General features: G+C 69.4%; 13 protein-coding genes, 1 pseudogene and 1 riboswitch. Of the genes and pseudogenes, 4 read left to right on the forward strand and 10 right to left on the reverse strand.

Going from position 1 to position 10,747, the window contains the following annotated elements; all coding sequences use genetic code 11:
- Window positions 1–139: 139 nt before the first annotated feature.
- From JWP83_RS26195 to JWP83_RS26215, 5 genes are all read right to left on the reverse strand, one after another.
- Window positions 140–1,609 (reverse strand): M28 family peptidase, encoded by a 1,470-nt coding sequence (locus JWP83_RS26195; RefSeq protein WP_297737147.1) that lies wholly within the window; start codon window positions 1,607–1,609, stop codon window positions 140–142.
- The gene (locus JWP83_RS26200) at window positions 1,606–3,105 is read right to left on the reverse strand and encodes a M28 family metallopeptidase (RefSeq protein ID WP_297737150.1); all 1,500 of its coding nucleotides are present in this window, start codon (window positions 3,103–3,105) and stop codon (window positions 1,606–1,608) included. The genes JWP83_RS26195 and JWP83_RS26200 overlap by 4 nt, the downstream gene beginning before the upstream one ends.
- An 11-nt stretch (window positions 3,106–3,116) precedes the next feature.
- Complete coding sequence (locus JWP83_RS26205; RefSeq protein ID WP_297737153.1) at window positions 3,117–3,542, reverse strand: DUF2752 domain-containing protein; 426 nt, start codon at window positions 3,540–3,542, stop codon at window positions 3,117–3,119.
- Between the two features lie 15 nt (window positions 3,543–3,557).
- Window positions 3,558–3,893 carry a CD225/dispanin family protein gene (locus JWP83_RS26210; RefSeq protein ID WP_297737155.1) on the reverse strand — a complete coding sequence of 112 codons (336 nt, stop codon included), beginning with the start codon at window positions 3,891–3,893 and terminating at the stop codon, window positions 3,558–3,560.
- 72 nt (window positions 3,894–3,965) lie between these two features.
- Window positions 3,966–4,166 (reverse strand): hypothetical protein, encoded by a 201-nt coding sequence (locus JWP83_RS26215; protein WP_297737158.1) that lies wholly within the window; start codon window positions 4,164–4,166, stop codon window positions 3,966–3,968.
- Between the two features lie 75 nt (window positions 4,167–4,241).
- On the opposite strand from JWP83_RS26215, the gene JWP83_RS26220 reads away from it, so the two are divergent.
- Window positions 4,242–4,769 (forward strand): serine/threonine protein kinase, encoded by a 528-nt coding sequence (locus JWP83_RS26220; protein WP_297737161.1) that lies wholly within the window; start codon window positions 4,242–4,244, stop codon window positions 4,767–4,769.
- A gap of 99 nt (window positions 4,770–4,868) precedes the next feature.
- Entirely contained in the window at window positions 4,869–5,393 is a 525-nt protein-coding gene (locus JWP83_RS26225) for a serine/threonine protein kinase (protein ID WP_297737163.1), read from the forward strand.
- 4 nt (window positions 5,394–5,397) lie between these two features.
- On the opposite strand, the pseudogene JWP83_RS26230 reads toward JWP83_RS26225, so the two are convergent.
- From JWP83_RS26230 to thiO, 4 genes and pseudogenes are all read right to left on the reverse strand, one after another.
- Window positions 5,398–6,149, reverse strand: a pseudogene (locus JWP83_RS26230) (SGNH/GDSL hydrolase family protein).
- On the reverse strand, window positions 6,146–6,907 hold the full coding sequence (locus JWP83_RS26235; RefSeq protein WP_297737166.1) for a thiazole synthase: 762 nt from the start codon (window positions 6,905–6,907) through the stop codon (window positions 6,146–6,148). The pseudogene JWP83_RS26230 and the gene JWP83_RS26235 overlap by 4 nt, the downstream one beginning before the upstream one ends.
- Window positions 6,900–7,097 carry a sulfur carrier protein ThiS gene (gene thiS, locus JWP83_RS26240; RefSeq protein ID WP_297737169.1) on the reverse strand — a complete coding sequence of 66 codons (198 nt, stop codon included), beginning with the start codon at window positions 7,095–7,097 and terminating at the stop codon, window positions 6,900–6,902. The genes JWP83_RS26235 and thiS overlap by 8 nt, the downstream gene beginning before the upstream one ends.
- Window positions 7,094–8,101: a glycine oxidase ThiO gene (gene thiO, locus JWP83_RS26245; RefSeq protein WP_297737173.1), complete on the reverse strand. Its 1,008-nt coding sequence runs from the start codon at window positions 8,099–8,101 to the stop codon at window positions 7,094–7,096. The genes thiS and thiO overlap by 4 nt, the downstream gene beginning before the upstream one ends.
- Window positions 8,092–8,202, reverse strand: a riboswitch (TPP riboswitch). (Overlaps the previous gene by 10 nt.)
- Before the next feature lie 28 nt (window positions 8,203–8,230).
- Here thiO and thiE point away from each other — a divergent pair.
- Window positions 8,231–8,902: a thiamine phosphate synthase gene (thiE, locus tag JWP83_RS26250; RefSeq protein WP_297737176.1), complete on the forward strand. Its 672-nt coding sequence runs from the start codon at window positions 8,231–8,233 to the stop codon at window positions 8,900–8,902.
- On the opposite strand, the gene JWP83_RS26255 is transcribed toward thiE, so the two are convergent.
- Window positions 8,874–9,515, reverse strand: coding sequence for an NUDIX hydrolase (locus tag JWP83_RS26255; protein ID WP_297737179.1), 642 nt, complete (start codon window positions 9,513–9,515; stop codon window positions 8,874–8,876). The genes thiE and JWP83_RS26255 overlap by 29 nt on opposite strands.
- 123 nt (window positions 9,516–9,638) lie before the next feature.
- Here JWP83_RS26255 and glnX point away from each other — a divergent pair.
- Window positions 9,639–10,747: protein kinase G-activating protein GlnX (gene glnX, locus JWP83_RS26260; protein ID WP_297737182.1), on the forward strand; the 1,109-nt coding region annotated here is incomplete at its 3' end.

Below are 10,747 nucleotides of genomic sequence, written 5' to 3' on the forward strand. Positions count from 1 at the left end.
ACAAACACCGCCGACTCCGCCGTCTTCGACGGATAACACCGCTCAACAAGCTCATCAAACCGGGCAATCACCTCGGCACGAGCGGCCTCATCGAACATATGTTCGAGCATAGCAGTGGCCGGTGACACCCGCCGAACCGCTACGGCACCCGCGTGCGATGCCGCTTGTCATGCGGCGGGACGCCGTTGATTCCCCCGATCGATTCCGCGTAGGTGCCCACCGCGAACGCCACGCCAGAACCCATGACCGCCAACGCTTCCCGGTTGACGGCGTCGACGGTGTCCCGCGGGGTCTGGAAGTTGGGGTCGAACGGGACACCCGCCTGACCGCCCCACAGGCGCGCCTGCACCGTGGTTTTGAGCTGCGAAGCACCGGCGGTCATACCCCCGATCGGCACGCCCGCGACCATGAAGGGGTGGTAATCGGTCATCGGGTTCAACGGCATGTCGGCGGGCCGCTTGCCGGCCAGGTTCAGGTAGCCGCCCAGCGTGCGCTCGATTCCGGCCGAGCCTTCGGGCACGTCACCGAATGCGATACCGGGCGTGGGCGGACCGGACTGGTCGCCGTCGTCGGTGAAGAAGCCGGCGTTCGGCGAACCCAGCATGGTGAAGTCGAGATACATCGCGATGTCGTTGAGCTGATCGCGATCCATGCCGAAGACGTAATCCATCGCGCCGTTGAGGCCGTCCTCGTCGGCGCCCCAGAACACGAACCGCACCGCGTTGTTCACCGGAGCCAACGGGCCCAGCTGCAGCGCCGTTTCCAGCACCGCCGCCACGCCGCTTCCGTCGTCGTTGATGCCGGGACCGTCGCGCGGGCTGTCCAGATGCACGCCGACCACGATCGCCTCGTGCGTCGAGCCGGTTTCGGTCTGCGCCAGCACGTTTCGCGACGTGATCTTCATGTTCTCAGCGTCCAGCACCAGGCGTACCGGCGCGGTGTCACGTGCGAGCGCGGCGGCGCCGTTGGGACCGACGACGGCGACCGGCACGGTCAGTTGCTTGAAATAGCCGGGGCCGAACAGCGTTGGCGGGGCTCCCTGTCCGTTGGGCGCGCTGAGTACGATCAGCGCCGCGGCGCCCCTGGCCACCGCGCTGTTCTGCTTGTCGACCACCGAGCAGCCCGCGTCGTCGACGACGGCGATCGCGCCCGTGGGCACGGCGGGCGGGTAGTCGCCGGGGGCGCAGCCCGACGGTTGCGCCGGCCGGACCGGCGGCCCGGTCAGGCCGGCGGGCGGCGTCCGGACCAGCAGCGACGCCTGGTCGACCTGATAGGTGCGGCCGGCCACCGTCAGCGCCGGCTTACCCTGCGAAACGTTGTAGAGCCGGTCGAACTGCGACGTCGATACCTTAAAACCCCTGTTCCGCAACGCCTTCGCGACATACTCGACGCTGGCGTCGTATCCCGGCGTGCCGTCGGCGCGGCTTCCGCGGTTCGCGTTGGCGATGCCCTGCAGCGCGCGCAGGTGCGTGAGCATCCGGTCCGCGGTCACCTTTGCCGCCAGTCCCCGGGCGAGATCCGGCGCGGCCGCCGGCGGCACCGGCCGCGGCGACGAGCACCCCGCCACCAGCCCGATCAGCATCAGGGCCGAGGCCAGCCGGCGGATCATGGCTTGTTGAGCACGTGGCGCGTGCGATCCGCCATCGCCGGCACGCCATTTCGGCCGCCGAGGCCCTGCGCGTACAAGGCCACCGCGTAGGCCACACCGCCGCCGTTGATGCCCAGCGAGGTGCGGTCGATGTGGTCGAGCGTGTCGGTTTTCTGGTGATAGTTGGGATCGAAGGGCTGGTCGGCGGTTCCGCCCCAGAGCTTGGCCTGATCGGCGGACTTCTTGACCTCGGCGCCCGAGAACAGGCCGCCCGCCGGAATGCCGGCCAGGGTGAATCCGTCGTAGTCCGAACGACCGTCGAACGAGGTGTCCTGCGCGGTCTTGCCCGCCGACTCCAAGTAGGCGACCAGCGTGCGCTCAATGCCGGCCGAGCCTTCCGGCACCACCGGCTGGCCGCGGGCGTCCATCGGCAGCGATTGGTCCCCGTCGTAGGTGAAGTAGCCGGGGTTCGGCGATGCGAGCATGTCGAAGTTCAGGTACAGCGCAATGTTTTTGAGCCCGTCGAGATTCAGCGACTCCACGTAGTTGCGCGAGCCGATCAGTCCGAGTTCCTCCGCCCCCCAGAAGCCGAACCGCACCGCGTTGCGCACGGGCGGCGAGTTCCCCAGCTGCACCGCGGTTTCCAGGACGGCGGCCACTCCCGACCCGTTGTCGTTGATGCCCGGACCCTCGGGCACGCTGTCCAGGTGCGCGCCCGCCATCACCACGTCGGTGGGAGACCCCGTCTTGGTCTGCGCGATGACGTTGCGGGCCTTGAAAGTTTGGACGCCGGCGTTCAGCTTGATCGTCGTCGGTCCCGGCTGCCCGCGCAGCTGCATCCCGGTGGACTTGGTAACGCTCACCACCGGGATCTTCACGTCGGTGTCGGCCCCCAGCGTCCCACCCATCTGTTGCTCGTCGACGTTGTCGGCGACGATCATCGCCACGGCGCCGCGCTGCACGGCGGCGTCCTCCTTCTGCGCGAACGGGCAGGTGCCACGGTCCACCAGCACGACCGCGCCTTGCACCCGAAGCCCGTCGAAGTCGGCGGGCCTGCAGCCCGGGGTGTTCGCCGTGGGCACCGCCGCCAGCGGCCCGCTCACCCCGTCGGGCGGGGTGCCGAGGCTGAAGTCCAGCGCGCGCGCCTCCACGTTCGCGCCGCCGACCGTCAACGTCGGCTTGTCGCCGTGAAACACCCGCGCCGAAAATTCGGGCGTCTGCACGTCAAAGCCACTGTTGCGCAACGTGTTCACCAAATAGTCGACGCTGGCTTCGTAGCCGGGGGTGCCCACCGCGCGGGTGCCGTTATTGGCGTTGGCGATGTCCTGGAGTTTCGTCAGGTGCGCCATCATTGCGTCGGCCGTGACCTTGTTGTGCAGAGCGGTGGCGAACTCGGCGGCGGCGGGGTCACCGGCGGGCTGCTGCGAGTTGTCGCGGCGATGAGAGCAGCCGCTCAGAAATGCGGTCAGGGCGACCACGGCCAGCACCGCGGGGATCGTCCTTGAAGTTCTTGCCATCGCGCCCAAGGCTAGACATAAAGCGCGCTGAATGGCGCAAAGGGGAGATTGCGCACCACGAACCAGCCCGTCACCAGCACCAGCGTCACCGTCGCCGCCCAGCGCTGGTGCTGCCAGCCGCGGACCGGCCGGCCCGTCAAGCGGCCGTAGGTCCACGCCGCGTACGCCCACACCAGCAACACCACCGCCACCACGCCCAGCGCGTTGAACCTGGCGGCCGCCACTACGTTGCCGTGCATCAGCGAATAGAGCATCCGCGCGCTGCCGCACCCCGGGCAGTCGATGCCCAACAGCGCCTTGGTCGGGCACACCGGGAGCGGGCCACCCGGGGTTGTCGGATCAGCGACCCAGGTAGCAGCGCACACCAACGTGGTGGACGCGGCCACCAGAAGCGGCGCGCCGAGGGCGAACGGCACCGACCGTTGGCGCGTTACCACGAGCGCGGTCCGCGCTTAGGGCATAACAGAAAGCGCAGAAAACACCGCCGCGCTGGAGTTCTGGGCAGACATGCCACCGACCACCGCCAAGATCACGTAGATGACCGATACGACAACGCCAATGATAATCGACCACATTGCCCACTTCTTGGCGCTTTCGGCGGACGCCTGCGCCTCGGCATATTGGCCCTGGGCCCATAAACCGTTGACCTGACTGGATTTGACGACCGCCACGATGCCAAAGGGAAGGCAGAACAGGATCCCGATAATGGCCATGACCAAATGGTTATTCGGCGGTCGCCCGGCCGGTTGCTGCGGCGGGTATCCGGGCGGTGGGGGCGGCTGTGTCATAGATTCTCCAGTCGAGGGGAGTTAGCTGGCGGGAAGCGGTGCTTACCATACCGGAGCGGCGCCGCGAGGGCACTATCTCTGCAAAAATCGCGATTTCCGGCCGATGCGCGACGGATCCGCCTTCGGCGATTGCGTTGCCAACCGCCACGGTGACGAATCCACGGCGAGCGGCGAAAGTCGCTTGCTATTAACCGCTTTGCCGATCGGGCGCGGCTGGCCGTCGTCAGCAACAATGATGCCCAGACAGATAATTTCCAGCGGAATGTGTTGCATAGACAGGACATAGCCCTACGATCCCATTAGCAGAAGCACTGTTTCCGGGGAGCGAAGCAAATTTAGGAGCCAAGGATGCCTCATCTCAGCAAGGCGCTGCGCGCCGCGACGGCCGCAGTGGTCACGGGCAGTTTCGCGTTCGCCGGTGCCGCCACGGCGGCCGCAGACCCCACCAATACCGGTAGCTCGGCGGACATCAACACGCTGGCCGCCACGCTGTCGAAGGGCTACGGCCTCAACAACTGCACCGCAGGAAACCTCGACGCCGGTGAACTCGCCGTACTCACCTGCGGACAAAGCCCCGACCCCAGCGGCCCGGTCCAGGCGAGGTACATCCTCTTCAACAACGCCGACAACCTGGCCGGCTCGTTCAAGACCAGCATCAAGGACGACGTGCTGACCGCCTGCGGGGACGCCGGCCAGTCGCCCACGACCTGGCATCAGGGCAGTAACAACGCCAACTCGGGGTCGGTGGCATGCGGGACATACCAGAATGCCGCCGAGATCATCTGGACCACGGACGCCAAAAACGTGTTGGGCCTCATCCGCGGGTCGAACAACGATGTGCCGGCGCTCTACCAGTGGTGGCGCGCGAACGGCTGACGTGGACGGTTGGGCCGCAGTACATTCCAGCGCATTCCGCCGGTGCGGACCGAAAGTTGCTTGGGTCCTTGGTTTTCCAACACAACAAAGGAGTTCAGAATGTCCCCTCTCACCAACGCGTTGCGAACGGCGGCGGCGGTAGCGCTCATGGGCGGTTCCGCCATGGTAGGCACCGCCATGGCGACCGCAGACCCCGGCACGGGTAGCTCGTCGGATATCAACACGCTGGCGGCCTCGCTGTCGAAGGGCTACGGCATCAACAATTGCCAACCGGCCCAATTATCCGGTCCGATACTGGCCGAACTCGACTGCGGGCAAAGCCCCGACCCCGCCGGACCCGCTGCCGGTGTCTACCAGCTGTACAGCAACGCCAGCGACCTCGCCGCCGCGTTCACCGGCGGCATCAGCGGCGTGTCCCTGAGCGCGTGCGGGGACAACGGTCAATCGCCGGGCACATGGCACCAGGGCAGTTCCGGCGCGACGGCCGGACAGGTGGCGTGCGGAACCTACAAGAACGCCGCGGTCATCACCTGGACCACCGATAGCAAAAACGTGCTGAGCCACATCCGGGCGTCCAACACGGACGTCGGCGCGCTCTACCAGTGGTGGCGCACCAACGGCTGACCTTCTACAGTTGCGCGGCAACTAATTCCGCGACCGCGCGCATCCCGGCGCCGTTGGGGTGCAGCGGGGCCGGCCGGCCGGGCAGCGGTACGCCGCACCGAGCCGGGGTGGTCGTCCACGGCTCGGCCGACCAGGCATGGTGACCCCGGCTGGCCCTGGCGGCGCCGACGACCTCGCACCCGGTCGCCGCGGCCGCGTCGGCCGTGAGGCGTTCGAGCGTCGCGGCCACGTGCCGCCCCAGGTCGGCGTCCGCTCGCGGCAGCGGCGGGGCCGGCGCGCCCGCGGGCGGCAGGATCGTCGGATAGTCGACGAAGAAAACGCGGGCGCGCGGCGCGCGCTGTCGCAGCGCCGTCCCGACCGCGCACAGCGAATCGAACACGTCGGCCAGGGCCCGATCGCGCGTGTCGCGGTCCAGCAGTCCGGATATGAGCCCGCCCAGCAGCGGCAGGCGCCGCGCGGCGGCCGGCAGCGAGGCGGCCATCAGCAGCGGAACGTACCCGACGTCGTTGCCGCCGATGGTCACCGTGACCAGGTCCTCCGAGCCGTCCAGCGCGGTGATTTGCGGTGGCCTGCCGCGCTGGTGATCGGCGAGCAGGTGGGCGGTGGTCGCGCCGGAAAAAGTGACGTCAACCAGTTCGAGGCTCAGCCGTTCGGCGACCCGGTGCGGATAGTTGCGGGCCGATCGGCCCGAACACAGCGGGGCCGGGTGCCAGGACCGGCGGCCATCGAGCTACCCAGCGCGACATAACGTTTCATAGTTCAGGGGTTGGGCTGCTCGCCTGCGCCCAGAACCGTTTGGGGATCCGCCCGGCGCGGCGCGCCAGATATCCGGCGGTGACGGCCGCGGCCATGGCGGCGGCCATGGACGGCGGGTCGGCCGCGCGGGTCACCGCGGTGGCCAACAGCACGGCGTCACAACCCAACTCCATGGCCAGCGCGGCGTCGCTCGCGGTGCCGATGCCGGCGTCGAGCACCACCGGGACGCAGGCCCGCGCGACGATCATCTCGATGTTGTGTGGGTTGGTGATGCCCAGGCCGGTACCGATCGGGGCGCCCAGCGGCATCACCGCCGCACAACCGGCGTCTTCGAGCCGGCGGGCCAGCGCCGGGTCATCGTTGGTATACGGCAGGACGACGAACCCGTCGTCGACCAATTGCTCCGCCGCGCGGACCAATTCGACGGCGTCGGGCAGCAGCGTGCGTTCGTCGGCGATTACCTCGAGCTTGACCCAGTCGGTGTCCAGCGCCTCGCGGGCCAGCTGCGCGGTGAGCACCGCCTCGGCCGCGCCGCGGCAGCCCGCGGTGTTGGGCAGCGGCGTGATGCCCAGCCGGTTGAGCAGGTCCAGCAACCCGGTCCCGCCCTCGGTGTCGACGCGGCGTATCGCGACGGTGGTCAGCTCGGTGCCCGACGCGATCAACGCCTCTTCCAGCACCGCCAAGTTCGTCGCTCCCCCGGTACCCATGATGAGCCGCGAGGCAAAGCTGCGGTCCGCGATCGTTAACTTGTCAGCCACCCTGCACCGCCGTCACTACCTCTAGTCGGGCTCCATCGAAAAGCTCTGTGGCCCAGCCGGACCGCGGTAACACAGCATCGTCCATCGCCACCGCGACACCCCGGTGCGGGACGCCCAGCGACTCCAGCAGCGCGGCGACCGTGGTCCGCTCGTCGACCTCGACCGTTTGTTCGTTGACCACGACGATCATGCTTTGACTCCGATCGGGACCAGCTGGGCAACAATCTGTTCGGCGGTCCACGGCGCCAGCAGGAACCCGGAACGGCCGTGGCCGGCCGCGACCAGGGTTCGCTCGTCCAGGCGTTGCACGAGTGGCAGATTGTCGGGCGTCATCGGTCGCAGCCCGGCGGCACACTCGGCCAGCTCGTACTCGCCCAGCGCCGGCAGCACCGCGCACGCGTCGTCGAGCAGGTCACGCACCCCCGACACCACCGGGGCCGTGTCGCGTCCGTGCTCGTATTGGGTAGCGCCGACGACCACCCCGTCCGCGCGCGGCACCAGGTACACTTGCCGCCCGTGCACGCGAGCGCGAATCACCCTCTGCAGCAACGGCATACACCCCTTTCGCCAGCGCAGGCGCAGCACCTCGCCCTTCACCGGGCGCACCGGAAGGCCTGGCCACAGCGCGGGCGCGTCGATGCCGTTGGCGATCACCACCGCGTCGGCCTCGACCCGGGCCAGGTCGCTCACCGGCCCCGCCCACCGCACCCCGACCCGTTCGCAGTGCCGGCCCAGCGCTTCGAGCACGGCGCGGTTGTCCACCGCCAACTCGGTGGGCGCGCGAAAGCCATGCCGGATCCCTTGCGCCAGCAGCGGTTCCACGTCGCGCGCGGCGGGCTCCCACACCACGGGATGGCCTTGCCCGGACAGCCAGTCGGCAACGGTGCGAAGGTCGGCGACATCGGCCCGGTCGACGGCGACAACGAGCGACTCGCGGGCGGTGATCACCTCCGGCGGCAACCCGTCGGTGAAGCCGCCCTCGCGCCATAGCCGCAGCGACTCCAGCCCCAGGCGCAGCAACCGCTCTTCGCCGGGCCAGCCTTCGCTGTGCGGGGCGAGCATGCCGCCCGCGACCCAGGACGCACCGGGCTCGCCGGTGCGATGCACCAGCACCGACCATCCGGCCCGCGCCGCCCGGCGCGCCACCGACAGCCCGATGACGCCGCCGCCGATAACGGCCAGCGAGTTCGGCATCCTTTGCTCCCTTCGCCGGCATGACCCGGATCAGGTGTGACGGTAAGGGCAGGCGCGCCCACTCTCAGCCCCCGCTCGCTGGGACTCCCGTGCTCTTCGGGTTCTACGCTAGCGCGCTAGCGTCGCGGTGTGCACGAATCTTCTATCCGCCTCGCGGCAGCGACGCTGTATTTGTGTACCGACGCGCGCCGCGAACGTGGCGACCTGGCCGAGTTCGCCGACGCCGCCCTGGCCGGCGGGGTCGACATCGTCCAGCTGCGCGACAAGGGGTCGGCAGGTGAGCAGCGGTTCGGGCCCCTCGAGGCTCGCGACGAGCTGGCCGCGTGCGAGATCATCGCCGAGGCGGCCCGCCGGCACGGTGCCCTGTTCGCGGTCAACGACCGCGCCGACATCGCCCGGGCGGCCGGCGCCGACGTGCTGCACCTGGGCCAGGGCGACCTGCCGCCGGCCGTGGCCCGGGAAATCGTCGGGCCGCAGGTGCTGATCGGCCTGTCCACCCACGACGCCGGCCAGGTGGCCGCGGCCGCGGAAAGCCGGTGCGATTACTTCTGCGCCGGCCCGTGCTGGCCCACCCCGACCAAACCGGGTCGCGCCGCGCCGGGCCTGGCGCTGGTGCGCGAAGCCGCCCAAGTCGGCGGGGACAAGCCGTGGTTCGCGATCGGCGGGATCGACGCCGAGCGGCTGCCCGACGTGCTCGACGCCGGCGCGCGTCGAATCGTGGTGGTGCGCGCGATCACCGCGGCCGAGGACCCGCGGGCGGCGGCCGAAACGCTCAGGTCGGCGCTTGCAGCAGCGAGCTGATCCGGCGACTCAGCTGCGACGGCTCGTCGTCGGCCCGAAGTGGATTGCCCGGCATGCACCACACGAAGACCCCGGCCTCGACCTCGAGCGTGCGCGGCAGGTGGTGCCGCCGTTCGTCGCCATGGTCCAGTGGCAACAGCGCCGGCTCCGTGCGCAGCCGCTGCCAGCTGGCCGCGAAGCCCGGATGCAGCGGCAGGTCGGCCACCTCGGTCTCGGCGACCCAACGCATCTCGGCGCTTTCCCGGTTGGGCACGGTGTCCAGCAACTCGGCCGCGTCGGCGACGACGGTCGTGTAGGTCCAGTGGATGTCGCCGAGCCCGGACACCACGGCGGTGACGACCGCGGCGCGCACGGCCAGCCGCTCGGCCGGCAGGCCGGCCTCCTCGTGCGCTTCGCGGACGGCGGTCTGCTCCGGGGTCTCGTGGCTGTCCCGGGCGCCGCCCGGGAGGCCCCAGGTCCCACCCTGATGGCTCCACACCGCCCGATGCTGCAGCAGGACCGCGGGCGTACCGTCGGACCGGGGAGCGCGCAACAGCAGGCCGGCCGCGCCGTAGCGGCCCCAGTAGTGGGCGCCGCTGTCGGATACCACCCATCCGTCGCCGTCGCCCTGCACGAGATCAGGATATGCAGGCGACCCCGCCGGTCAATTGAGTCGCCTCCCCCCATCCGACCGAACATTCTCTTAGAATTCGCTTATCCGGGTTCGTGGGCCGAAAGTTATGAGGGCTGATCAGACGTGACGGTTGAGCTGGCGCACCCGTCGACCGAACCCATGGGGTCGCGGTCGCCGGCCGAACCGGCCCATCCCCGCTGGTGGTTCATCTCCACGACGCCGGGCCTCATCCTGACCATCGGGATCGTGCTGGCGGCCCTCGGCGTCTCCAGCGCCTTCGCCACCTCGACGACCATCAACCACCGGCAGCAGGTGCTGTCCACGGTGCTCAACCACACCGAGCCGCTGTCGTTCGCCGCGGGACGGCTCTACACCACGCTGTCGGTGGCCGACGCCGCGGCGGCCACCGCGTTCATCGCCCAGGCCGAGCCGCGCCCGGTCCGGCAGCGCTACGAGCAGGCCATCACGGACGCCGCGGTGGCCGTGGCGAGAGCGTCGAGCGGCCTGACCGACGAACCGCAGGTGCAATTGCTGGGCCGGCTCAACGCCGAACTGGCCGTCTACACCGGGCTGATCGAGATCGCGCGAACCAACAACCGGGAAGGCAATCCGGTCGGGTCGTCGTACCTGTCGGAGGCGTCGGGGCTGATGCAATCGCGGATCCTGCCCGACGCGGCGCAGCTGTACCAGGCGACCTCGGAGCGGGTGGACAACGAAACCACCGCGTCCACCCACTTCCCGGCCCCGGTGATCCTCGTCGTCGCCAGCACGGTGGTCTTCGGCGCGTTCTCGCATCGGTGGCTGGCCCGTCGCACCCGGCGCCGAATCAACCCGGGGCTGGTCGTGGGCGCCCTCGGTATTCTCGTCATGGTGGTATGGGTCGGAACCGCGCTAACCATCTCGACGACCGCGAGCCGGAGCGCCAAGGACACCGCCGCGGAATCACTGCGGACCGTCACCAACGTCGCCATCACCGCCCAGCAAGCGCGTGCCGACGAGACGCTTTCGCTGATCCGCCGCGGCGACGAAGAGATCCGCAAGCAGTCGTTCTACCAGCGCATCGACTCCATGCACCAACAGCTCGACCAGTACATGTCCCGCAGCGACGCCGTCGACAAGCCCGACCTGGAGGGCGCCGATCAGCTGCTGCTGCGCTGGCGCCAGGCCAACGACCGGATCAACTCCTACATCTCGGTCGGCAACTATCGGGCCGCCACTCAGGTTGCGCTGGG

Origin of the sequence: Mycobacterium sp. (assembly GCF_025965855.1) — a bacterium.
Lineage (GTDB): Bacteria > Actinomycetota > Actinomycetes > Mycobacteriales > Mycobacteriaceae > Mycobacterium.

Excerpts from the sequence above, each read along its gene's own strand:
- JWP83_RS26195 (WP_297737147.1), bottom strand. The coding sequence starts at position 1,609 with ATGATCCGCCGGCTGGCCTCGGCCCTGATGCTGATCGGGCTGGTGGCG.
- JWP83_RS26200 (WP_297737150.1), bottom strand. The coding sequence starts at position 3,105 with ATGGCAAGAACTTCAAGGACGATCCCCGCGGTGCTGGCCGTGGTCGCC.
- JWP83_RS26210 (WP_297737155.1), bottom strand. The coding sequence starts at position 3,893 with ATGACACAGCCGCCCCCACCGCCCGGATACCCGCCGCAGCAACCGGCC.
- JWP83_RS26215 (WP_297737158.1), bottom strand. The coding sequence starts at position 4,166 with ATGCAACACATTCCGCTGGAAATTATCTGTCTGGGCATCATTGTTGCT.
- JWP83_RS26220 (WP_297737161.1), top strand. The coding sequence starts at position 4,242 with ATGCCTCATCTCAGCAAGGCGCTGCGCGCCGCGACGGCCGCAGTGGTC.
- JWP83_RS26225 (WP_297737163.1), top strand. The coding sequence starts at position 4,869 with ATGTCCCCTCTCACCAACGCGTTGCGAACGGCGGCGGCGGTAGCGCTC.
- thiS (WP_297737169.1), bottom strand. The coding sequence starts at position 7,097 with ATGATCGTCGTGGTCAACGAACAAACGGTCGAGGTCGACGAGCGGACC.
- thiO (WP_297737173.1), bottom strand. The coding sequence starts at position 8,101 with ATGCCGAACTCGCTGGCCGTTATCGGCGGCGGCGTCATCGGGCTGTCG.